The sequence below is a fragment of the Sorangium sp. So ce296 genome (assembly GCF_051529605.1).
Classification (GTDB): Bacteria; Myxococcota_A; Polyangia; order Polyangiales; family Polyangiaceae; genus Sorangium; species Sorangium cellulosum_D.
The window spans coordinates 5,085,821-5,108,037 of the sequence record NZ_CP150325.1 but is presented as its reverse complement, the minus strand read 5'-3'; the positions used below and the strand labels follow the sequence as shown (position 1 = coordinate 5,108,037).

Here is a 22,217-nt window from a genome sequence, read left to right as displayed (position 1 = left end):
TCCGCGGCAGCGCCCGCGCCGTCGGGGGCGCCGGGCCCCGCTCAGGACCGCTTGCGGCGGCGCGCGGCGGCCACGCCCGCGCCCGCGACGAGCGCCGCGAGCCCGGTGCCCGCGAACGGCGCGGACGAGGACGACCCCGGCGCCGCGGCGCAGGAGACGCTGGCCTCGGCCTCGGCCTCGGCGTGGAACTCCACGTCGATCCCCTGCGTCAGCAGCCAGTTCTTGCACTCCTCCATGGTGCCGGCGATATCGACGTACTGCCCGTTGCAGAACAGCGCGCCGTCCGGTGTGGAGCATTGCACCTCACACCCGCCCTTGAGCTCGGACGTGCAGTCGACGTTGCAGTCGATGTTCGCCTCGACCTTGCACTCGCCCTCGCAGCTCGCCTCGCACTTCGCCTCGCACGAGGCGCTCGGCGGGGTCCCCTCGCAGCTGACGTTGCACTCTCCGTCGCAGCTCGCTTTGCACGACGACTCGCACTCGGCCCGCGCCCCTGATCCGTCGGCGTGCGCCGAGCAATTGGCGCTGCAGTTCGCCTTGCAGCTCGCCGTGCAGCTCCCCTCGCAGTCCAGGCTCCCCGGGTCGACGTTGCACTCCCCCTCGCAGTCCGCCTTGCAGCTGCCCGTGCACGAGGCTTCCGCGCTACCGGTGCACCGCCCGGAGCACTCCGCGGTGAACTGGACCGGCTCGCAGTACCCTTCACAGCCGCCGGAGGTGCGGATCTCGCACTGTCCGGCCGCCGCGGCCTGGAGGTTCCCGCACGGATTGGGCTGGGCTGATGCGGAAGAAACAACGAGCAAAGGAACAGCAAAAGTAAAAGCGCTTACAAAAAGCTGAGCAATGGTCCGTCGCATGCCAATTCTCCTGGGTTGAGAGCGCGGGATCCGCGTGTGGTCTCCGCGGGTATTGCAATCGGACGACCAGCACTACCCCTTGAAGCATTTCCCAAGAAAAAAATCTCTGCGGTCGTGCTCGCTATGCCGAGCGTGTCGCGGAGTTCACGGTGCGCTGATGCGACATGCCACACTGCGCGCATGTCAGGGCAGGTGAGAGGACATGCGCCTTGGTGATCAGCGGCTCACAGTGTCGGCGATCTGCCCTTTCCCGTAGCGCGCCACCACGCCCTTGCGCGCCCTGCCCGGGGTCGGCTGGCTGAGGAAGTCGCCGCCGACCGCCCAGAAGGCCCCTTCCCCTTCGGCCCAGACGGCGTGCAGGTCGGCATACGGCTCTTCCGTGAACTCGTCGATCCAGGCCCCGTCCACGAGGCGCTGCTTGAGGCCTCCATAGCCGACGATCGCGACCTCGCCCGGGCGGCCGCAGGCGACGCCGTTCACGTCGTTGGTGAGCTCGATGTCGAGGCGGCGCCACGCCGTGCCGTCCGAGCGGAGCACGTCTCTCCCGCCGACCGCGTACACCTCTTCACGGCTGCAGCCGGCGGCCGTGAACAGGGTGCCCTGCGCGATCGGCGGATCGGACTGCAGTTCCCAGGTCGCGCCCGCGCGGTGCCAGATCACGCCGAATTCGCCGACGGCATAGAGGTCGTCGGGCGACTCCCCCCAGACCTTATAGAGCGCGCGGCCGGGCTCCTCGGGCAGCGGCTCTCTCGACCATGCGCTGCCGTCCCAGTGAAGGACGATATCCTTCTCCGCCCCCGCGCCGCTGCCGGGCGTGCCGCCGACGGCCCAGGCGTCGTCGGGAGCGAAGGCGATTACGCCCCACAGCGTAGCGTCCGTCCCGGTCTCGTGCTCGGTGAACGCTGCTCCGTCCCAGCGCGCGGCGCGGCCGCGCTCGCCGACCATCCAGACGTCCTTCGGCCCGGAGCCGGCCACCCACCAGAACGTCTCCTCCCCGCCGGCCGGGAGCTCACGCCACGTCGACCCATCGTAATGCAGCGCGAGCGACGCGCGCCCGGTGTTGCCGAGCGGCCCCCCCACGGCGAACACGTCGCCCGGCGCCGTCCCCCAGATCGACAGGACCGCGCGATCGAGGTCGCCCTCGTCGAGCAGCACGCGCCACGCCGGCGGTCCGTCCTCGGACGGCGGCGTCGCAGGATCGTCGGAGCAGCCGCCGAGGGCGGCCGCCGCGAGCGCCATCGCGGCAACGGGATGCAAGCAGGTGCGCATCGGGGAGAAGACCAGCCTGGAGCGATCCTGTCGGCGCGCGCGGCGCGCGCCTGTCCGGGGGCTCAGTTGCAGAACACGTCGTCCTGCTTCGGATAGTAGTAGACGAAGATATTGCAGTGCTCGTTCTTCTCGACGATCGGGCCGAACGTGTAGCAGCAATCGAGCCGGTCCTCCGAGGTGTTGTTCTTTGTCGCGTCGTACTCGTCGAGGCCGCTGCAGCCCACGGAGGGGTCCGGCGGCTGCCACTCGTAGGTGCAGCCGTACCAGACGCCGCCGTTCTTCGGGAGCTCCAGGTCGAGCTGCGGCGAGGTGAGCATCGGCGGGTCATCCCACGCGTTCGAGGTGTAGAAGCGCTCCGAGGCCGGGGGCGTGCCGATCGATGTGCCGTCCCACGCGTACATGTCGAACCGCGTGCCCCGGCTGTGGAAATGGCCGTTGGCGCCGATGATCCGCACGGGAGAGGGGCTGTTGATCTGGCACGAGCCCTCGAACGTGGGCCGCGGATTCGACTGGCAGACGCGGATCGATTGCTTGGTCGCGAAGACGGTGCCCATCTCGGCCGTCACCTGCTCGTCGGGCAGCGCCCAGAAGTTCACCCGGACGCGGCCGACCGCCTGGGGGGTCTTCTGCGACGTCGCGTTCACGTAATGCGTCTGCAGCATGAGCCACTCGTCGGGCTGGAGGACGTTCGCGACGCCCTCGGGGAACTCCCAGTCGAGCTGGCCGTCCTGCTGCGAGTTCGCGACGAGCGGCCAGTCGGCCCAGTTGGGGCTCTTGAAGCACTCGCCCACGCCGTTCTGGTTCTTCTGGATGAGCCCGCCCTCCGGCCCCAGCCCCTTGATGGTCCGCACGCGGAAGAGGTTCATGTGGTGCGAGCCGTCGCGCTGCGCGATCTGCACGCGGTGGAGGTTCACGGGCGCCTGCGGGTCGAGCCCGTTCGACGCGGCGAGCTCGCTGACCTTGAAGAAGTAGCAGTCCTGCTGCTCCACCCCCGGAGGCACCTCGATGTCCTCCGTCTGCATCTGGAAGCCGTGGCCCACCGGAGGCGGATCGAGCAGCGACTCGTCCACCGTCGGCCCCGGACCGGAGCCCGTCGAGCCCGGTCCAGGGCCCGTGCGGTCGTCAATGCAGGCAGCAGCCCCCAGCGCGAGGGCAAGCAAACCGAACGTCAGCCGTCGAGCAGCCATGAGGTCCTCCAGTCAATGGAGCAGCAATGATGGAGATATACACCGTTGGGCAATTTCAGGACCATGATGTCACGCGGCCGGCAGGGATCCGGCGCGAGCCGGGCCGTCGTGGCCGAACGGGGGTAGAAGCTGCTAGGATGTGGGAGAGGTTCAACCATGGCGGCGTCCAAGAAATGCGGTCCACACACGGAGCTCGCCTCGAATGAGGCGACGCGCGTCACCCGGTGCGGGTGCGGTACCGTTCACGTGACACTCCTCGGCCCCGGCGTGACGTTTCGCATGCCGGCGGACGCGTTCCGCGGCGTCGCCTCCGGGCTCAAGGCGGCGGCCGAGCGGCTTGACGACGACGCCCGCTTCGGCACGACCTCCATCAATTAGCTTGCGCACCCGCCGCGGTGCGGCCTACCAGTTGCTTCGCCGCTGAGCATCCCGCTCCTCGGATGGCGCGGGTCGAACGAGGGCGCCTTTCGTGTACGACGACGACGCGGAGCACTGGGTCGGCAAGACGTTCGCTGGAACGTGGTGGATCGAGCGCGTGCTCGGCACCGGCGGCATGGGGAGCGTGCTGCTCGGGCGGGCGGCGGACGGCTCGCAGGTCGCGCTGAAGGTGCTGCACCCGGAGCTCAACGCGATCGCGGAGGTGCGGAAGCGCTTCCTGCGCGAGGGCTTCATCGGGAACTCGCTCGGGGGGACGGACGCGGTGCCCGGCGTGGTGCGCGTGCTCGGCTCGGGCGAGTCGCCGGAGGGGCTCGCGTACCTGACGATGGAGGTGCTCCAGGGCGAGACGCTCTTCGATCGGATGGCGCGCACCGGGACGATGCCTCCCGGCGAGGTGCTCGCGCTCGCGGATCAGGTGCTCGAGACGCTGGCGATCGCGCACGCGCGCGGCGTCGTGCACCGCGATGTGAAGCCCGAGAACATCCACCTCGGGATCGACGGCCGCGTGCGCATGCTCGACTTCGGCATCGCGCGCGTCGTCGACGGGCTCACGGGCCTGCCCGAGAAGACCGCGACAAAGACCGGCATGATCATGGGCACGGCGACGTACATGGCGCCGGAGCAGGCGACAGGCCTCATCCACGACATCGACGGGCGCACGGATCTGTTCGGGCTCGGGGCGACGATGTTCCGTCTGCTCTCGGGCCGGCAGGTGCACGGCGACGTGACGGAGGCGATGGAGGTCATCGCCGCGGCGACCGAGCAGGCCCCGCCGCTCGCCTCGGTCGCGCCCGGGATCTCGCCCGCAGTCGCGGCCGTGGTCGATCGATCGCTGGCGTTCATCAAGTTCCATCGCTACCCCAACGCGGAGACCATGCGCGCGGACGTCCGCGCGGTGCGCGCGGGCGGGCTGCCCCCGTACGCGCAGGCCGTCCTCGACGGGCGCATCCGCGCCGGCCAGCCGCTGTCGCAGCCGGCGCCGCCGCTCGCGTCGCCGCCGATGACACCGTCCCCCGGCGGCGTGTCGCCGAGCGCCCGCCCGCAGCCGACCGTGCTGGAGCACGCCGCCGCGCCGAGCCACTCGATGAGCCGGCCGGAGCGCACGCTCGACGACAGCGCGACGGTGCCGCCCGGCTCCGGCACGCCGCTCACGCAATGGTCGACGGGCAAGCTGCTCTTGCTCGTCGGCGGCGCCTCGCTCGCCACGGGCGTCATCGTGGCGGTGATCGTCGTTCTGCTGCTGCTGAGCTGCTGACGGGCGGCGCTGCCAGCGGGACCTCGGAGGGCGCCGCCGGCAGACGCGGCGTGGAGGAAGGGCTGCCGGCGGGGCCGAGGGGCCCCGCGGCGGTCAGGAGCGGTCCTCGAGCGGCGTGTAGGCGATGGCGTTCTCGCCCGTGTAGATCTGCCGCGGGCGGCCGATCTTGCCGCTCGGATCGTCGTTCATCTCCTTCCAGTGGGCGATCCAGCCGGGGAGGCGACCGAGCGCGAACATGACGGTGAACATGTTCGTGGGGAAGCCGAGCGCGCGGTAGATGATGCCGCTGTAGAAGTCGACGTTCGGGTAGAGCTTCCGCTCGACGAAGTACGGATCCTTCAGCGCGGTCTCCTCGAGCCGCTGCGCGATGTCGAGCAGCGGATCCTTGATGCCGAGCTTCGCCAGGATCTTGTCGGCGGCCGCCTTGATGAGCACCGCGCGCGGGTCGTAGTTCTTGTAGACGCGGTGACCGAAGCCCATCAGGCGGAAGCCCGAGGTCTTGTCCTTCGCGAGCTTGACGAACTTCGAGACGTCGCCGCCGTCGGCGCGGATCGCCTCGAGCATCGTCACGACCTCCTGGTTGGCGCCGCCGTGCAGCGGGCCCCACAGCGCGCAGATGCCCGCGGCGATCGAGGCGAAGAGGTTCGTCTTCGCGCTGCCGACGAGGCGCACCGTCGACGTCGAGCAGTTCTGCTCGTGATCGGCGTGCAGGATGAGCAGGAGGTTGAGGACCTTCACGATGTCCTCGTCGATCTCGTACGGCTCCGCCGGGACCGAGAACATCATGTTCAGGAAGTTCGCGCAGTACGAGAGCGAGTTGTGCGGGTAGACGAACGGCTGGCCGATCGACTTCTTGTACGAGAACGCGGCGATCGTGCGCACCTTCGAGAGCAGCCGCGCGATGGTGATGTCGAGGAGATCGGTGTTCTTCACGTCGATCGCCTCGGGGTAGTAGCTCGACAGCGAGAGCACCATCGCGGACAGGATCGCCATCGGGTGCGCCGTCGACGGGTAGCCGTCGAAGAAGCGCTTCATGTCCTCGTGGATCAGCGAGTGCCGGGTGAGCAGCGTGGAGAACCGCGACAGCTCGCTCTTGTTCGGCAGCTTGCCGTAGATCAAGAGGTACGAGGTCTCCACGAAGGTCGACTTCTCGCCGAGCTGCTCGATCGGGATGCCGCGATAGCGGAGGATGCCCTTCTCCCCATCGAGGAACGTGATGGAGCTCGTGGTCGAGGCCGTGTTGACGAACGCCGGGTCGATGCAGACGTACCCGGTCTTCGCGCGTAGGGATGCGACGTCGATCGCCTTCTCCCCCTCGGTGCCCGTGATCACCGGCAGCTCGATCGTCTGCTCCACACCGTTCTTGTTCAGCGTTAACTTCGCGGTCTCCTGCACGCCTCCTCCTTCCGCCGCAGCGCGGCGTAAGCTATCACGAGGTGAGGGAAGATTGCTTCCCCAAGAAATTGAGGTGATGCGTTTGAGCGAGCCGGTCGTGCGGGGGGAGCTGGCCCACCACCCGGAGGCGCTTCGGCTGGCGGCCGAGGTGCGCCGGGTCCACGGGCGTTACGCAGACGAGGTCGTCGCTCGGTATCGCCTGTGCCCGTTCATGCGCGACGCCGCAACCGGTTTCGGACGCTTTTACGTCCTGCTCGACCGCGAGCCCGTCCTGGAGACGGCGCTGGCGGCCGTGGTCGAGGCGGAGTCCGCCGTGGTGCACCTGATTTTCCCGTGCATCCACGCTCCGTCGCCCCAGTTCGAGCGGTTCTCGTCGCGCCTGGGTGAACAGCTGCGGCGGCTGCGCAACCCCGCGCCGGTCCTCGCCGCGTTCCACCCCGAGATGGCCGGGGACGAGACGAACTCGCACCGGCTCGTCGGCCTCCTCCGGCACGCGCCGGATCCGTTCATTCAAACGATTCCAGAAGGGTTGAACCATTCGGGGACTGTCCTCGCGGGGGCGGGCGTCGAGCCCGCCGCGGACCCGGCCGAGGACAATTACCGGCGCCTTCAAGGGGCTGGGATCGCCGAGGTCAAGGCCAGGCTCGCCGAGATCATGGCGGATCGCGACGCGAGCTATGCCCCCTCCCTGGCGCGGCTCGGGCTGACCCGCCCCGGCCCGCGCTTCGGCCCCGCCCCGGCGCGCTAGCGCTCGGGCGGCCGGCCGGGCGCCTGGCTCGCCTCGCCGGCCCTGGCCTCGCGTTCGGCCATCAGCGGCATCAGGTACGGGAAGCCTGCCGCCATGGTGTCGAGGTCGGGATCGATCTGGGCGGCCAGCCAGAAGAGCAGCACGCAGGCGCGCTCGACGTAGAACCAGTCCTCGGGGTACTCGAACGAGCGCATCAGCTCCTGGAGCTCGCCGCGCTCCAGCTCGGGGTCGGCCAGCTTCTCCAGCTGCTCGGGGCGAGCGCGCATCAGCGCCGCGGGCGTGCGATCCCGGATCTTGAGCAGCTTCGCGAAATAGGTCTTCACGGTCCGCTCGAGGAGCGCGTCGTTGCCCCCGGGCGCGACGAACCCCATCCGCCGGAAGCCGCGCACCACCGCCGCGTCGTCCTGCGCGAAGATGCCCTTCAGGATGTCGAGCAGCCCGTCGATGAGCTCGTCGCGGGCCTCGCAGCTCGCGCCGAAGTCGAGGACGACCAGGCGAAACCCGCCGCCCTCGTCCGCGCTCCGCGGGGCGACGAGGAAGTTCCCCGGGTGCGGATCGGCGTGAAAGAAGCGATCCAGAAAGAGCATCTTGTAGAAGGCCTGCACGAGCTTGAGCGCGACCTCCGAGGGCAGGACGCCCGCGCTCCGCAGCGCGTCGAGGCGGGTGATCTTGATGCCCTCCATGAACGTCATCGTGAGGACGTCGCGCGTCGTGAGCTCGTGGATGACCTCCGGGAACGCGACGCCCGCGTCCCCCGCGAAGTTCTGCGCCATCCGCTCCATGCACGCCGCCTCGTGCAGGTAGTCCGTCTCGCGGCGGAGCAGGTCGACCAGCGACTCGTGCACCCGCTCGATGTGCCCGACCGGGACGAACCGCTTGTAGACGAGGATCGCGAGGCGCAGGACGCGCAGATCGACGGCGATGATCCCGCGGATGCCCGGGTAGAGGAACTTCACCGCGACCTTGCGGCCGTCGCGCAGGCGCGCGACGTGCACCTGCCCCAGCGACGCGGCCGCGAGCGGCGCGCGCTCGATCGACGCGAACAGCTCGCCCGCCGAGCGGCCGAAGCTCGCGCGCAGCGCGGCCTCGAGATCGCTGAAGGGGTGGGGCGGCACCTGGTCCTGGAGCTGCTCGAGCTCCTTGCCGTAGGCCCGCGGCAGGAAGCCGCCCATGATGGACAGCACCTGGCCGAGCTTGATGAAGACGCCCCGCAGCTTGAGCATGGCCCGCAGCAGGCGTCGGGCGTTGTTCTGATCGACGCGGGCGCGGCGCGCGACGAGCCAGCCGGGCAGCTCACGCGCGGCGCCGCCGCTCCCGAGGCGCCTCGCGAACACCCGCCCGAGCCCCAGCTGGATCAGGTAGCTCGTCAGGATGACCGAGAACGCAAACAGCGCGCGGAGGAGTCGGACGGCGAGCGTCATGTGCGGCAGGGCAGCCGCACCATGCTACCGCAGGGGCCGCGCGGGGCCAGCCAAGCTCGCTCCCCGGGGACGATCCGGTCCCGGAGAGGGGGCCGCCGCGGGCCTTCCCCGCGCCGAGGAGCCCTCCGGCGAGCCGGGTAGGCTCAGGAGAGCGAGTCCTTGATCGCCTTGATCGGGCGAGCGCGGACCGACTTGCTGGCCGGCTTGGCCGCGAACGTCATCGGCTGCTTGGTGAACGGGTTGATCCCCTCGCGCGCCTTGGTGGCGGGCTTCTTGACGACGCGGAACTTCGCGAACCCGGGCATCGTGAAGATGCCGTTCTTCTTCAGCTCCTTGTACGCGATGTCGGTCAGCGCCTCGAGGATCGCCTTGACCTGCTTGCGCGAGATCTCGTTCTCGTTCGCCTCGACCACCGCGTTGATCAGCGCGCTCTTGCTGAGCGACGTGCTCTTCTTCCCGTCCGTTTTCTTCGCCGCCATGTTCATTCCTCCTGAGGTTTGTGGCCTCTTGCGCGCCAAAGGAAACACAACGGCCGCCGCAGATCCAGTGTCGAATCGTCGATCGGAGCTACAAAAGAAGGGGTTTCATGCCCCGGGGGGCGCGTCGCGCCGCCGGAAAGACCGCCGGGGGGGCCTGACGCGGGTCGCCAAAACCCCAGGAAAACGGCCGAAATCGACCGGTCTTCGGGCCTCGCGCGCCCTCCTCGAGGGCGGTCCGACGCCGGGCGCTCGGGGTAGGAGATCACCCGATCCCCTTCCGTTGAAGGCGATCTGGGCCGCGCGCGCCCTCCTCGGGTCGAGCCTCCTCGGCCGACGGCCCTCCTCCGCCCCGCCCCGCGCGCGCGATCGCGCCGCGCCGCCCCGCTCGATCCAGCGCTGCGCGCGCGCGACGCGCCTCGCCGTCGCGCCCCGCGCGGCGGGCGAGCGGCGCAGCTCCCGCGCCCAGCAGCGCCGGCTCGCGGCCTCGCGACGGCGGCTCGCGGCCTCGCGGCGGCGGGTCGGCGCGAGCCTCTCGGGACCTTTCGGCGGCCCGTCGCGAGCCTAGCGGCGGCTGACCGCCGAGCCCGCGCCCCACTTCCGCTTGGCCGAGAGGCCCAGGATCGTCAGCGACTGCGGCGCCTGCGTGAACTCCATCACGTCGCCGAAGCCGACGTTCACCGAGTGGATCGGCCCGTCGAAGAAGAGCTTCGCGTCGTGCGTCTTGCTCCGCACGACGAGCGAGGAGCCCGGCTGGATCAGCGCGTGGCGGAAGCGGTACTCCTCGCCGTGGGGGGTGTACGGCTCGCGCACGACGAGCTGGAGGCGCGTCGAGGTGAGCGGCAGGACGCGCCCGCCGGCGGAGCGCTGCGCGGCCGTGGAGCCGGCCGCCGGGCCGATCCAGAAGCCGCTCGACTTCTGCTCCTCCTCGGCCTTGCCCAGCCGAATCACGTAACGCGACGTGGCCGCCGGGGAGACATGACAGAAGAGCGCGTCGTTCAGGACGCGCGCGGTGGCGAGCTTGTCGTTCACCGTGACCTGCATGCGGGTGAGCACCGTGCGGCGGAGCGAGCCGCGCAGCGCCTTCGCGATCGCGTCGGCCGCGTCCCCGCTCGTCGCGCCGCAGAAGAAGCCGACCGAGTGGCCGGGAGCGCTGTTGATGCCGAGGATCGGCACGTCGCCCACGTTGTGCGAGGCGCTGAGCAGCGTCCCGTCGCCGCCGACCGTGATCACGAGGTCGAGCTCGCCCGCGTCGAACGACTGCGCCGCGCCGGCGAGGATCTCGACGCGGGCGCCGAGGTCGTCGAGCGCCGCCTTGACCTCGCGCACGGTCTGCTCGTGCGCCTCGTGCGACGCCTTGAGGCGCGCGATGGCGGCGTCGCCGGCCTCGATGAGCCGCGTGATGCGCGGGTCCTTCCGCTCGTCGCGGTAGATCCTCCAGGCAGTGCGCTTGACGACGAGCGCGACGCGGGGCGAACGCCGCTGCGCGGGCGCGAGGGGTTGTTCCGCCATCAGAGCTCCGCGAGGCGCCGGAGCGCCACCTCCGTCTTCGCGTCCTCGATCTCGCCGCGGCGGGTGAGCTCGATCGCCTCGTCGAGCGGGACCGCCACGATGACGGCGTGCCGCTCGAGCGGGGAGCCGTCCTCGAGGGGCGCCCCCTGGCGCGCGGGATCGACCTCGACGTGGAAAAAGAAGTGCCGCTCGCCCACCATGCCCGGCGCCGGGAACGTCGACGGGCCGAGCGGCTTCAGCTCGGACGGGGGCACGTCGAACCCCGCCTCCTCGAGCAGCTCGCGCGCGGCCGAGCGCTTCAGGCCCTCGGGGCTCCGCTCGTCGAGCTCCACGAGCCCGGCCGGCAGCTCCCACAGCGCGCCGAGCGTCGGCGCCTCCGGGAACGGGCACACCTCGGGCGCGCGGGTCGCGGCCGGAGGCCGGAGCGCCGAGCGGAGGTAGACGTGACGGCGCCCGTCCGCGCCGCGGTAATGCGGGGCGATCACCACCGCGTCGAGGCGCTCGCGATCGACGCTGTCGTAGGTGAACGGGTCGCTCAGCGACCCGTCCGGGAACTCGACGCGGAACACTTGGCGCCGCACGTTGAGGAAACCAGGGCCGTCCAGCGAGGGGATCGTCTGGACCAGCCTGAGCGCGAGCTTCGGGAAGGGAGGTAGCCGCATGCGTCGAGGCGCGAAGCATAGCGCCAAACGGCCGCCGATCGCGATTGCGCCCTCGCCGGGACGGCGACGCGCGGCCATGACGCGGGCATGGCACGCGGGCGCCCAGCCCCGCGCCCGGGGGGCGCGGCCTCCGGGCTCAGCGGAGCACGAGGACCCAGACGTCGTAGAGCGCGTGGGTCCAGACGGCCGGCGCGAAGCCGCGGAAGACATAAATCCCCGTGAGCACGAGCCCGCACACCATGCGGAACACGAACGAGGGCAGGTTCCAGGGATCGCCCATCGAGCCGACGTAGTGCCAGCCGGAGAAGACGGCCGCGGCCACGACCGCCCAGCCGACGAGCAGCACCACCCCCTGGACCCCCCGGCCGAAGAAGAGCTTGATCCCGAGCGCGCCAAGCCCGTAGAGGCCGACGCGGAACGCGATCTCCTCGTAGAAGCCCGCGCCGAGCGACATCACGACCCCGGTGAAGATGTCGTTCGACAAGACGGGCGGGCCGAGCCGGAGCGAGCCGACCACGTAGGCGCCGGCGAAGCGCATCAGGATGGCGTAGAGCGCGCTCTCGGTGGCGAGCAGCGCGAAGCGCCGCGTCTTCAAAGCGTGGCCGCGGCCGAGGACGGAGAGGACGATGACGAACGCGGCGCCGACGGCGAACGTGAGGCCCGCGTAGAGCGGGAGGCTGTGCTTGGCGAGCGCCCGGAGCTCGGCGGTGACCGGATCCGCCGCGTTGCGGATGGGGAGGAAGGCGACGCCGATGTGGTAGAGGACGAAGATCGGCATCGTCAGCGCCAGATCCGTCAGCGCGTCGCTCTTCGCGGTCGGCTTGTCGCCGGGAGGAGCCGCCCCCGGCCGGGCGAGCTCCGGCCCGGCGCCGAGCATCAGGACGGCCTCAGGCGATACACGATGACCAGCACCTCCGCGGACCACAGGACGAGGTTCAGCACGAAGGGGGTGTCCCGGAGGATCTCCTGGGTGGGGCTCTCGGCCTTCGCGCTGCCGGCCACGAGCTGGAGGAACCGGATCACCCCGAAGAGCGGGTGGATCGTGGTCAGCCAGAGGTACGGGTTCTCGAAGAAGCGCTGCGTGTCGTGATCGAGCGTGTACGCGAGGTAGGTGCCGATGGTGGCGACGCCGGTCACGGCGAGCGCCGCCGTCAGCGCGCCGGGCGTGTAGGCGTCCAGCGCCGCGCGCTGCTTCGAGGCGTTGGCGCACGCGAGCTCGTGGCGGCGCTTGCCGAAGCCGAGGAAGAGCGCGAGCAGGGCGGTGCAGGCGATCATGAAGCCGGAGAGCGGCGTCTTCGTCGCGAAGCCGCCGGCGAGCACGCGCAGCACGAAGAAGATCGCGATGCAGCCGACGTCGAGGTACGCGATCTTCTTGAGCCGGAACGAGTACGCGACGTTGAGGACGTAGTAGCTGGCGGCGACCACCGCGAAGAGCGGCGGGCCGAGCAGGCTGGCGCCGAGCGCGATGACCGCGAGGCCGACCGCCATCGCCTTGGCGACCGGGATCGGCACGCGGCCCGAGGCGATGGGCCGGAAACGCTTGACCGGGTGGACCCGGTCGGCCTCGGCGTCGACGATGTCGTTCAGGATGTAGACGGCGCCGGCGAGCAGGCAGAAGATCGCGAAGGCCCCGACCGCGCTCATGATGATCGAGGGGTGGGTCAGGTGCTTGGCGAACACCACCGGGGCGAGGACGAAGAGGTTCTTCACCCACTGGTGGGGGCGCATCGCCCGGATCATCCCGCGCACGCGCCAGAGCAGCGTCCCCCTGGGCGAGTCGGGCAAGATGGGCGGCTGCGCGATCAGGCCGCCCGAGGGGGGCCCGCTCTCCGGCGGACGCGAGCTCGGCACGCCGCTCCGCGGCGGCGACGAGGGAGGCTTGCCGGCGGGGACGGAGCTCATCGCGGCGGGTGAGCCGCCCTGCTCGGCCGGCGCAGGGTTGTCCAGCGCGCCGGCGTCCGGGCGAGCATCGGCGCCCGGCGCCTCCTGGGCAGGCAAGGCGGGGGCACTGTGGCGAAAGAGAGGACCCGAGGCGGTCACGGCGGCCGGAGCATACCCGGGAGCACCGGTCACGGCCATTCCGCGGCAGGCAAAAGAGCAGGAACGTGGACGCTCGGGACTGTCGGAACCGAGCGGCGGCGACGGGCCGAGCGCCCCGGGCCCAGCCGACGCGCCTGGCGGAACGTGGCGCAGCGCACCCGGGCCCGCGGCCCCCGCGGCGCACGTCGCGAATCCGCGTTCGCACCGGCCGCCCCGGCTTGTGGAACGCAAAATGCGCATCCCCGCAGGCTGGCCGTAACCTCGTGCTACCATCGCCCGTGATGACATCAGCGCTCTCGGTCGCGCGTGAAGCTTCGCCACTTCTTCTGAAGCTTCGCTCTGCCGTGGAGCAGGCCCTCGAAGGGAAGCCAGAGGCGGTCGAGCTGGCGCTCATCGCGCTGCTCGCCCGGGGCCATGTCCTCATCGAGGACGTGCCCGGCGTCGGCAAGACGACGCTGGCGCGAGCGCTGGCGAAGGCCGTAGGGGGCGAGCTCCGTCGCGTTCAGTTCACCAGCGATCTCCTGCCGAGCGACGTCCTCGGGGTGAGCGTCTTCGACCAGCGGCTCGGGCAGTTCGTGTTCCGCCAGGGGCCGATCTTCGCGAACGTCCTGCTCGCCGACGAGATCAACCGGGCGAGCCCGCGGACCCAGTCGGCGCTGCTCGAAGCGATGAACGAGGGGCAGGTGTCCATCGAGGGGACGGCGACGCCGCTGCCGGAGCCGTTCTTCGTGCTCGCGACCCAGAACCCGCAGGATTTCGCCGGCACCTTTCCCCTGCCGGAGTCGCAGCTCGACCGGTTCATGGTGCGGATCCGGATCGGGTACCCGCCGCCCCAGGTGGAGATGCGGCTGCTCCTCCAGGGCGGCGAGCCCGATCGCGCGCGGAACGTGCCGCAGGTCATCGATCCCGCGCAGCTCGTGGCGCTGCAGCGCGAGGTCGATCGCGTCGAGCTCGACTCGTCGCTCGCGACCTACCTGCAGGCGGTGCTCGCGGCCACGCGCTCGAGCCCGACCCTCTCGCTGGGCGCCTCGCCGCGCGCCGGCATGAACCTGGCGCGCGCGGCCCGGGGGCGCGCCGTCCTCTGCGGCCGCTCGTACTGTATCGCGGACGACATCCATGACCTCGCGGTCGCCGTGCTGGCGCACCGGGTCCGGCTCTCGGCCCACGCCGAGGGCTACATGCCGACCCGCGACGAATGCGAGGCGGCGGTGCGCGACCTCGTGGCGCGGGTGCCGGTCCCGCTCTGAGGGGGCGATGGGCGCAGAGGACCGGGAGCGGGGATCTCTCAGCGGCAGCTCCCGCGGCGCCGAGCGCGAAGGCGGGGCCGCGCGCAGCGCGATCCGGCCGAGCCGCCTGAAGCGCGAGCGGCCCCCGATCGAGCAGCGCCCGCTCTTGCCCTCGCGCGGGGAGCAGGCGGCTTCATGGACGAAGGTCCTGCTGGCCCTGAGGCCGCCCCGGAAGCTCAAGTTCACCCGGGAGGGGAAGTACTACCTCGGGATCACGCTGGGCGTCGGCTTCGCGGCGATCAACACGGGCAACAACCTCCTCTACCTGCTGCTCGGGATGCTGCTGTCGCTGATCGTCGTCTCCGGCGTGATGAGCGACCTGTCGCTCCGACACCTCACCGTGACCCGGCGGCTCCCGGCCCGCGCCCAGGTGGGCCGGGCGCACCTCGTCGAGATCGAGGTCTACAACCACAAGAAGCGCGTGCCGTCGTACGCGATCGAGGTCGAGGACCTGCGCGCCGGTCAGCCGGCCGACAAGCGCTGCTTCTTCCTGAAGATCAGCCCCTCCAGCGCGCAGGTGGCCGCCTACCGGCGGACGCCGGCGAAGCGCGGCCGCGACCGGCACACCGGGTTCCGCATCGCGACCCGCTTTCCCTTTGGGCTGTTCGAGAAATCGCGCGAGGTCGAGGCCGAGGGAGATCTCATCATCTACCCCGCCGTCGATCCGGTGCGGCTCCCGGTCGAGGACGCGGGGCGGCGCGAGGGCGGCGCGAGCCTCAGCGGGCGCGGCGGCGGCGACGAGACGTTCGGGCTGCGGCCGATGCGCGAAGGCGACGATCCGCGCGACATCTACTGGAAGAAGAGCACGATGCGCGACCAGCTGGTGCTGCGCGAGCGCACCCGGGAGACGCGGCCCGACGTGCGGATCGTCGTCGACACGGTGCGGCCCGCCGGCGAGGGCGACGGGTTCGCGCAGACCTTCGAGCGCAGGATCCGCGAGGCGGCCTCGCGCGCGGTCGCCCACATCAAGCGCGGCGACGCCGTGGTCGTCGCGACGACCGTGGGCGAGCGGGTGCGCGGCGACCGCAACATCGGCTCCGACGCGATCCTCCGGTTCCTGGCGCTGCTCGAGGCGGTGGACGAGGGGCGGTTGCCGGAGCTCGGCGAAGCGCGCGCCGCTCGGGCATCCGCGCGGCAGGTCTCCAGCCCGGGCCCCACGAGCGGCGAGCGCCGCACCAGCACGCCGAGGACCGCTTCATGAGATTCGGGATGGTGCATCGGGTCATGACCGACGCGCTCGCGGCGCTCGGCGTCATCGCCCTCGTCGCCAGCGGGCAGTTCAACCGCTACGTGAGCTGGGCCATCCTCATCGGCCTCGCGCTCGCGCTCGTCGTGCGCGAGTCCTGGCAGCGGCACCCGGCGCTCCGCCACCTCGACACCGGCGTCCTCCTGGTCGTCATCGCCGTCCAGGTGGTCCGCATCGTCGCGACCGACGCGAGCGTGCTCGACGTGCTCGTGGAGTTCGCCGCGGCGCTGCAGATCATCCGGCTCGCGACGCGGAAGGGCGCGGCGCACGACCAGCAGGTCATCGTGCTCGCGCTCCTGCACCTCATCGCCGGGACCGTCCTCGGCGGCGGCCTCGGCTACGGGCTGTGCTTCCTCGGCGTGCTCGTCGTCGCGCCCGGCGCCCTCGTGCTCAGCCACCTCAGGCGCGAGGTCGAGGGCAACTACCGGCAGGGGGCGCGCGACCGGACCGGGCTGCCCGTGGACGTGCCGCGCATCCTGCGCTCCCGGCGGGTCGTCGGGCGCTCGTTCCTCGCCGTCACCTGCCTGCTCTCGATCCCGATCTTCGTCTTCACCGCGCTCCTGTTCGTCATCTTTCCGCGCGTCGGCCTCTCGCTGCTCCTCCTGAACCGCGGCCACACGGGGCGGATGATCGGCTTCTCGGGCAAGGTCGACCTGGGCGCGGTCGGCGTGCTGCGCAGCGATCCCAAGCTGGCGATGCGCGTCGAGATCCCCGATCTCCCGGAGCCGCCGCCGCCGCGCCTCACCATGCACCTGCGCGGCACCGCGCTCGACGCGTACGACGGCCGCACCTGGACCCAGAGCGAGGCGTTCAAGCGCCCGACCGAGAGCGACGGGGGGCTCGTGCCGATCGAGCGGTACCCGGATCCGTCGGTCGATCCGGTGATGCGCATCGATCTCGAGCCGATCGATCCGCCCGTGATCTTCATCCCGCCGAACGCGACGGGGCTCCGGTTCAAGAGCCGCGGGCAGCTCGGCATCGACGCGAACACGATGGCCCACCGCGGGCCCGAGGGAGAGTTCCGGTACCAGCCCCTCGACGACCGCGGGCTCGTCTACGACGTCTTCCTGTCGCGCAAGCGGTCGCCGACGTTCCAGCGCCTGCCGGCGGGCGAGCGGCGGCGCTACCTGGAGCTGCCGAAGGACCTGCCGCCGCGCGTCGTCGAGCTCGCGCAGCAATGGACGCAGGGCCTGGAGCGCCCGGCCGACCGCGCGCGCGCGGTCCAGGATCGCCTGCGCACGGAGTACCGGTACGACCTCGCGTCGCCGTCGGGGGCGGACCCGCAGCCGCTCGATCACTTCCTGTTCGAGTCGAAGCGCGGGCACTGCGAGTTCTACTCGACGGCGATGGCGATCCTGCTGCGCGCGGTGGACGTGCCGACGCGCAACGTGACCGGCTTCGTCGGCGGCACCTACAACCGCTTCGGCCGGTTCTACGCCGTGCGCCAGGGCGACGCCCACTCGTGGGTCGAGGTGTTCCTCGACGGCGAGGGGTGGCAGACGTTCGATCCGACGCCGCCGGCCGACGCCGCGCCGAAGAGCGAGCTGGTCGGGGTCTGGGCGTACCTCCGCGACTTCATCGAGGCGACGAGCCAGCGCTGGGACAGGCACATCGTCGGCTACGACCTGAACCAGCAGGTGAGCCTGCTCCAGACGCTCACGTCGCGCTACCGGAGGTCCGGCTCGAGCGGCGACGTCGCGCTGTCGCGCCCGCGGATCCTCGCCGTCGCCGCCGTCGCGCTCGCGCTGGGCGGCGGCCTGCTCTACTGGCGGTTCCGCCGCGCGCGCCGCGGGCGCGACGAGTCGCGCGCCGACGGGGGGCGCACCCCGAGCGCGATCCTGGCGACCGCGCTCTACGAGAGCCTGGAGGCCGCCATGCTCGCGCAGGGCGTGCCGCGCCCGCCCAGCATGCCGCCGCTGCGCCACGCCGAGGCGCTGGAGCACGCGGACCACCCGCTGGCGCGCGAGATCCTGCAGCTCACGCAGGTCTACCTGCGCGCCCGCTTCGGCGGGGCGCAGCTCACCGAGGACGACAGCCGCGACTTCGAGCGACGCGTCAAGGCGCTGCGCTCGACCGATCGCCGCGCGCTCGCGGCAGGCAACGTCGGGCTCCACGCGTCGCCCTGATCGCGGGCCTCGGCCGCGCGCGGCGCGCCGCGCGCGGCGGAGCGTCGCTGCGCGCGGCGCCCGCTCAGCGGCGCCGCACCGGGCGCTTCGCGATGAACGCCTGGCGGATGCCGGTGACGGCGCGGCGGGTCGGGCCGCCGGAGACGAACGGGTCCTGGGCGGAGAGCTCGCCCAGCCGGTCCACGAACGACTGCGCCACGACGCGCTCGCCCAGCAGGCTGACGACGTTCGACTGGCCGCGCATCGTGGACGCGAGGACCGTCGCCGTCGACGTGTCCGGCACCGCGGCGGCCGAGAGCGCCTCCAGCACGCGCTTGATCGGCACGATCGACTGCGCGGTCGCCAGCTTGCGATCCGAGGGGCCGAGCGGCTGCGGGGCGTACTCCAGCCAGATCCCGGCGACGTTCAGGTGGCCGAGGAGCCTCTTCGACCAGCTCGGATCGAGCTCCACGTAGAGGGGCCGGACGTCGGCCAGCGTGGAGAGCGCGAACTCGCTGGGCTCGCCCGCGAGCGCGAAGTCGCGCAGGAGCGGCGCGAGCTTGCGCTCCTCGGCGAGCAGGCTCGCCGCGACCTGGCCGCGATCGAGCAGCGGGATCGGGACCACGAGGACGTCCGGCCGCTCGCCGCGCGTGATCCGCGCCGCCCAGACCCGCCACGCGATCGCCGGCGAGCGCACGAGGATGGCGGAGCTCGGATCGAGGCTGCCGTACGCCTCGTCGGTCCAGACCTCGGCGGCCGTCTGCTCGCTCCGGTCGGCGGCGAAGCCGGCCTCCTCGCTCGTCAGCGCGACCAGCGTCAGCTGGAAGACGACGAGCAGCACCGCGCCGCTCCGCGAGAACGGCACGCGCGTGTCGAGCAGCGCCCGGACGGCGGCGTGCGCCCCGAGCGCCGAGCCGACGGCGATCGCCGCGACCGCGAGCGACCGCAGGGGGGTGAGCGGATCCGCGGAGAGCACGCCGGCCGCGCGCGCGGGCAGGAGCGTGTCGAGCGCGAGCAGCACGAGGAACGGCGCGACGAGCCACCGCGCGCGCGGGCGCAGGAGCGAGAGCGCGAGGCCGGCCGCGGCGATGAGGAGGGAGACGACGCCGATCTCGCGGCTCCACGCGGCGAGCGCCGTGGTGCGCGCGCTCGCGACGTCGGCGGCGGCGAGGCTCCCCGCCGTGAGCGCGCGGCCGATGTCGGCCCACGCGCGCGGCGCGAGCGGCCGGAGCACGAGCGGCGCGAGGAGGAGCGTGGCCGTGAGCGCGCCCGCGCCGGCGGCGGCGCCGAGCAGGCGCCGGGGCGGGCCCGCGGCCGCCGCCTCCCCGCCGAGGCCCCGGCGGGCGAGGACCATCGCGAGCGACGCCGCCATCGCCGCGAGGCCGGCGGGAGGGCTCTCGGCGAACGTGGCCCCGAGGACCGCGCCGAGCGCGATCCACGCGCGCCCCGCGTGCCGCGCCTGCTCGGCGCAGACCGACGCGAGCGCGAGGGCCACGAGCGCGCAGCAGGTGGCGAGCATGGCGCCGCCGCCGACCGTCGCCTCCCGCTGCCAGGTCGGCGACAGCGCCGCCGTGAGGACGGCGATCGCCGACAGCGCGGCGGCGAGCCGCGGGCTCGCGGCGCCGCCGGGCGCGGCCGGCGCGGGCCGCGCCGCGGCCGGGATCGCCTCGGCGGCGCCGAAGAGCTTGCGGAGGAGCGACAGCCCGGGGAGGGGCGCCGGCCGCGCGGACTCCAGGAGGAGCCGGCGGACCATCTCGTAGAGCAGGCGCGACGCGAGCGCGAGCGCGAGCGCCGATCCGAGGGCGGTGCGGAAGGTGCGCGAGCCCAGCGGGAGCAGGCTCAGCGCCTGCGAGACCGCGGTCGAGAGGCCGCCGCCGACCCCGACCGCGACGAGGCCGAGGTCGCGGACGGCCGTGAGATCCTCTCGCCATTGCCCTGACGAGGCGGCGCGGGCCAGCGAGAGCCCGAAGGGCAGCGCGGCCGACAGGAAGGCGAGCGACCGATCGAGCCAGCAGCGTTTCTCTTCGGAGCTCACCGGGCGGCCATGCCAGATCGGCCGCGGGCGGGCCAAGTTCCGGCGCGCCGGACGGCCGCGCCCCGGCGGCGCGTGGCCCGGCGGCGGCGCGCGGCCCGATCCGCGCCCCCGACGGCGGCGCGCGGGGCCGATCCCCGCGCGAGGGGCGCGATCATCCGGAGAGGCGGTGAGCGGCGACCTGGGCTAGAGTCGCCCCTCCCACGGAAATTCGGAGGTCGGCTCGTGTCCCGTTTCATCGATGAGCTCAAGAGGACGCACCGCTGCGGCGATCTGCGCGAGGCGGACATTGGCAAGGAGGTCGTGCTGTTCGGCTGGGTCGCGCGGCGCCGCGATCACGGCGGCTGCATCTTCATCGACCTCCGCGACCGCACCGGCGTGACGCAGATCGTCTTCGATCGCAGCTACCTCGGAGCGATCACGAAGTACGGCGTGAAGGCGGAGGAGAAGGACCTCGTCGACGCCCACGCCGCCGCCGAGCGGGCCCGGTCCGAGTGGGTCGTCGGCGTCCGGGGCGTCGTGGTGAGCCGTGAAGGCAACGTGAACGACAAGATCGACACGGGGGCCATCGAGGTCTGGGTCGCCGAGGCGACGATCTTCAATCGGGCCGAGACGCCGCCGTTCGAGATCGCGGACGAGATCGAGACGCGGGAGGAGATCCGCCTCCAGCACCGGTACCTCGACCTGCGCCGGACGCCGCTCCAGCGGACGCTGCGGATGCGCCACGAGATCAACCGGGCGACGCGGAACTACCTGTCGGACCAGGGCTGCCTCGAGCTCGAGACGCCGTTCCTCGTGAAGTACACGCCGGGCGGCGCGCGCAACTTCCTCGTCCCGTCGCGGATCTCGGCCGGCAAGTTCTACGCGCTCGCCGAGAGCCCGCAGCTCTACAAGCAGCTCTTCATGGTCGCTGGCTTCGACCGGTACTTCCAGATCGTGAAGTGCTTCCGGGACGAGGACCTGCGCATCGACCGGCAGCCGGAGTTCACCCAGATCGACGTCGAGCTGTCGTTCGTGAACCAGGACGACGTCTTCGGGCTGATCGAGGGGCTCGTCTTCGCGTTGTTCAAGGCCGCCCTCGGCAAGGACCTCACCGAGCTCTACCCGACCGGCCGCTTCCCGCGCATGCCGTACGCCGAGTCGATGCGCCGCTTCGGCAACGACAAGCCCGACCTCCGCTTCGGGATCGAGCACACCGACCTCACCGACATCATCATCGAGCACGGCGGCGGCGGGGTGCCGTTCTGGGTGGAGCTCGCCGAGAAGTACCGGTCCGGCAAGCTGCGGCGCGACCTGCCGGCCGAGATCGTGAAGGGGCTCGTGATCCCGGCGAGCGCCAACCTCTCGCGCCAGCAGACCGAGGACCTCGAGAAGGGGCTCCGCGACGTGAAGGGCTTCCGGGGGCTCGCGCGCGCCAAGCTCGCCGAGGACGGCTCCTGGACGCAGTCGCCCCTCACGAAGTCGATCACGCCGGAGCTCCGGCAGAAGCTGAACGAGGCGCTCGGCGCCAAGCCCGGCGACATCCTCTGCTTCCAGTTCGGCAAGGAGGCCGTGGTGCACACGGTCATGGCGAAGCTCCGCATCGACGTCGCCAAGAAGATGGGGCTCATCCCGGAGTACGGGCATGGCGACCAGTGGCGGTTCCTCTGGGTGACGAACCCACCCCTGTTCGAGTTCGACGAGGACACGGGGCGCTGGGCCGCCGCGCACCACGCGTTCACGCGGCCGATCGACGAGCACGTGCCGCTCCTCGAGAGCGATCCGGCGCGCGTCGAGTGCTACCGTTACGATCTCGTGCTGAACGGGTTCGAGATCGGCGGCGGCTCGATCCGGCTGCACGATCCGGAGGTGCAGGCGCGCGTCTTCAAGACGCTGGGCATCGACGAGGGCGACGCGCGCGACAAGTTCGGGTTCCTCCTGGACGCGCTCCGCAGCGGCGCGCCGCCGCACGGCGGGATCGCGCTCGGCATGGACCGGCTCTCGATGCTGCTCAGCGGCGCGCCGACGCTGCGCGACGTCATCCCGTTCCCGAAGACCAACCAGGGCACGGACCAGATGACCGGCGCGCCCGTGGCCGTCGACGGCGCGCAGCTCGCCGAGCTGCACGTGAAGACGGTCGCGCCCGCGGACGCCCGACCGGGCGCGGCGGGCACCGGCAGCGCCGGCGCCTGATGCCGGACCGGGGGGCGCGCGCGCGATCGCGATCGGACGGCTCGACCGCGGTGCCCCGGCGCTCGAGCGCGGCGGGGCGCCGCCGCGACCGCGCGCGCTGTGCCCTGCCTCGCCGCGCG

18 protein-coding genes are annotated in these 22,217 nt (G+C 71.8%); 7 read left to right on the top strand and 11 right to left on the bottom strand.

The genetic code is table 11. From position 1 onward, the window contains the following. Nucleotides 1–41: 41 nt before the first annotated feature. From WME98_RS18980 to WME98_RS18970, 3 genes are all read right to left on the bottom strand, one after another. Nucleotides 42–800: a hypothetical protein gene (locus WME98_RS18980; RefSeq protein WP_020741507.1), complete on the bottom strand. Its 759-nt coding sequence runs from the start codon at nt 798–800 to the stop codon at nt 42–44. A 270-nt stretch (nt 801–1,070) separates the two neighbouring features. Further along, entirely contained in the window at nt 1,071–2,111 is a 1,041-nt protein-coding gene (locus tag WME98_RS18975) for a WD40/YVTN/BNR-like repeat-containing protein (protein ID WP_437952550.1), read from the bottom strand. Nucleotides 2,112–2,185: 74 nt separating this feature from the next. Beyond that, nucleotides 2,186–3,310, bottom strand: coding sequence for a hypothetical protein (locus WME98_RS18970; RefSeq protein WP_437952549.1), 1,125 nt, complete (start codon nt 3,308–3,310; stop codon nt 2,186–2,188). A 246-nt stretch (nt 3,311–3,556) separates the two neighbouring features. On the opposite strand from WME98_RS18970, the gene WME98_RS18965 reads away from it, so the two are divergent. Both WME98_RS18965 and WME98_RS18960 read left to right on the top strand, forming a co-directional pair. Beyond that, nucleotides 3,557–3,688: a hypothetical protein gene (locus tag WME98_RS18965; RefSeq protein WP_437334494.1), complete on the top strand. Its 132-nt coding sequence runs from the start codon at nt 3,557–3,559 to the stop codon at nt 3,686–3,688. Between the two features lie 91 nt (nt 3,689–3,779). Then, a complete protein-coding gene (locus WME98_RS18960) occupies nt 3,780–5,003 on the top strand; it encodes a protein kinase domain-containing protein (protein WP_437952548.1) in 1,224 nt (407 codons plus the stop codon). A gap of 93 nt (nt 5,004–5,096) precedes the next feature. Here the strand turns inward: WME98_RS18960 and WME98_RS18955 are convergent, their stop codons facing one another. After that, nucleotides 5,097–6,374, bottom strand: coding sequence for a citrate synthase (locus WME98_RS18955; protein WP_187346073.1), 1,278 nt, complete (start codon nt 6,372–6,374; stop codon nt 5,097–5,099). Between the two features lie 100 nt (nt 6,375–6,474). Here WME98_RS18955 and WME98_RS18950 point away from each other — a divergent pair, with 100 nt between their 5' ends. Further along, nucleotides 6,475–7,146 carry a hypothetical protein gene (locus tag WME98_RS18950; protein ID WP_437952547.1) on the top strand — a complete coding sequence of 224 codons (672 nt, stop codon included), beginning with the start codon at nt 6,475–6,477 and terminating at the stop codon, nt 7,144–7,146. Here the strand turns inward: WME98_RS18950 and WME98_RS18945 are convergent. The 6 genes from WME98_RS18945 to WME98_RS18920 form a co-directional block, all read right to left on the bottom strand. Beyond that, nucleotides 7,143–8,567, bottom strand: a complete 1,425-nt coding sequence (locus WME98_RS18945) for an ABC1 kinase family protein (protein WP_437952546.1) — start codon at nt 8,565–8,567, stop codon at nt 7,143–7,145. The genes WME98_RS18950 and WME98_RS18945 overlap by 4 nt on opposite strands. A 143-nt stretch (nt 8,568–8,710) precedes the next feature. Further along, nucleotides 8,711–9,046, bottom strand: a complete 336-nt coding sequence (locus WME98_RS18940) for an HU family DNA-binding protein (RefSeq protein ID WP_044989678.1) — start codon at nt 9,044–9,046, stop codon at nt 8,711–8,713. Between the two features lie 561 nt (nt 9,047–9,607). Beyond that, a complete protein-coding gene (locus WME98_RS18935) occupies nt 9,608–10,555 on the bottom strand; it encodes an NAD(+)/NADH kinase (protein WP_061622300.1) in 948 nt (315 codons plus the stop codon). Further along, nucleotides 10,555–11,217, bottom strand: a complete 663-nt coding sequence (locus WME98_RS18930; RefSeq protein WP_061622301.1) for an NUDIX hydrolase — start codon at nt 11,215–11,217, stop codon at nt 10,555–10,557. The genes WME98_RS18935 and WME98_RS18930 overlap by 1 nt, the downstream gene beginning before the upstream one ends. A 136-nt stretch (nt 11,218–11,353) precedes the next feature. After that, nucleotides 11,354–12,094 carry a CPBP family glutamic-type intramembrane protease gene (locus WME98_RS18925; protein WP_437952545.1) on the bottom strand — a complete coding sequence of 247 codons (741 nt, stop codon included), beginning with the start codon at nt 12,092–12,094 and terminating at the stop codon, nt 11,354–11,356. After that, the gene (locus tag WME98_RS18920) at nt 12,094–13,215 is read right to left on the bottom strand and encodes a decaprenyl-phosphate phosphoribosyltransferase (RefSeq protein ID WP_437952544.1); all 1,122 of its coding nucleotides are present in this window, start codon (nt 13,213–13,215) and stop codon (nt 12,094–12,096) included. Before WME98_RS18920 ends, WME98_RS18925 begins: the two co-directional genes overlap by 1 nt. Before the next feature lie 323 nt (nt 13,216–13,538). Here WME98_RS18920 and WME98_RS18915 point away from each other — a divergent pair, with 323 nt between their 5' ends. From WME98_RS18915 to WME98_RS18905, 3 genes are read left to right on the top strand one after another with little or no spacing between them, the layout of a single operon-like run. Beyond that, complete coding sequence (locus WME98_RS18915; RefSeq protein WP_437954006.1) at nt 13,539–14,504, top strand: AAA family ATPase; 966 nt, start codon at nt 13,539–13,541, stop codon at nt 14,502–14,504. A gap of 7 nt (nt 14,505–14,511) precedes the next feature. Beyond that, nucleotides 14,512–15,744 carry a DUF58 domain-containing protein gene (locus WME98_RS18910; RefSeq protein ID WP_437952543.1) on the top strand — a complete coding sequence of 411 codons (1,233 nt, stop codon included), beginning with the start codon at nt 14,512–14,514 and terminating at the stop codon, nt 15,742–15,744. Continuing rightward, complete coding sequence (locus WME98_RS18905; RefSeq protein WP_437952542.1) at nt 15,741–17,915, top strand: transglutaminase TgpA family protein; 2,175 nt, start codon at nt 15,741–15,743, stop codon at nt 17,913–17,915. The genes WME98_RS18910 and WME98_RS18905 overlap by 4 nt, the downstream gene beginning before the upstream one ends. Before the next feature lie 64 nt (nt 17,916–17,979). On the opposite strand, the gene WME98_RS18900 is transcribed toward WME98_RS18905, so the two are convergent. Then, entirely contained in the window at nt 17,980–19,929 is a 1,950-nt protein-coding gene (locus WME98_RS18900) for a hypothetical protein (protein ID WP_437952541.1), read from the bottom strand. 222 nt (nt 19,930–20,151) lie between these two features. Here WME98_RS18900 and aspS point away from each other — a divergent pair, with 222 nt between their 5' ends. Beyond that, a complete protein-coding gene (aspS, locus tag WME98_RS18895) occupies nt 20,152–22,098 on the top strand; it encodes an aspartate--tRNA ligase (RefSeq protein WP_437334486.1) in 1,947 nt (648 codons plus the stop codon). The last annotated feature ends 119 nt before the right edge of the window (nt 22,099–22,217 follow it).

What these genes read in the sequence shown, in the direction of transcription:
- WME98_RS18970 (WP_437952549.1), bottom strand. Translation starts at nt 3,310, where the DNA reads ATGGCTGCTCGACGGCTGACGTTCGGTTTGCTTGCCCTCGCGCTGGGG.
- WME98_RS18950 (WP_437952547.1), top strand. Translation starts at nt 6,475, where the DNA reads ATGCGTTTGAGCGAGCCGGTCGTGCGGGGGGAGCTGGCCCACCACCCG.
- WME98_RS18945 (WP_437952546.1), bottom strand. Translation starts at nt 8,567, where the DNA reads ATGACGCTCGCCGTCCGACTCCTCCGCGCGCTGTTTGCGTTCTCGGTC.
- WME98_RS18940 (WP_044989678.1), bottom strand. Translation starts at nt 9,046, where the DNA reads ATGGCGGCGAAGAAAACGGACGGGAAGAAGAGCACGTCGCTCAGCAAG.
- WME98_RS18935 (WP_061622300.1), bottom strand. Translation starts at nt 10,555, where the DNA reads ATGGCGGAACAACCCCTCGCGCCCGCGCAGCGGCGTTCGCCCCGCGTC.
- WME98_RS18930 (WP_061622301.1), bottom strand. Translation starts at nt 11,217, where the DNA reads ATGCGGCTACCTCCCTTCCCGAAGCTCGCGCTCAGGCTGGTCCAGACG.
- WME98_RS18925 (WP_437952545.1), bottom strand. Translation starts at nt 12,094, where the DNA reads ATGCTCGGCGCCGGGCCGGAGCTCGCCCGGCCGGGGGCGGCTCCTCCC.
- WME98_RS18915 (WP_437954006.1), top strand. Translation starts at nt 13,539, where the DNA reads ATGACATCAGCGCTCTCGGTCGCGCGTGAAGCTTCGCCACTTCTTCTG.
- WME98_RS18910 (WP_437952543.1), top strand. Translation starts at nt 14,512, where the DNA reads ATGGGCGCAGAGGACCGGGAGCGGGGATCTCTCAGCGGCAGCTCCCGC.
- WME98_RS18905 (WP_437952542.1), top strand. Translation starts at nt 15,741, where the DNA reads ATGAGATTCGGGATGGTGCATCGGGTCATGACCGACGCGCTCGCGGCG.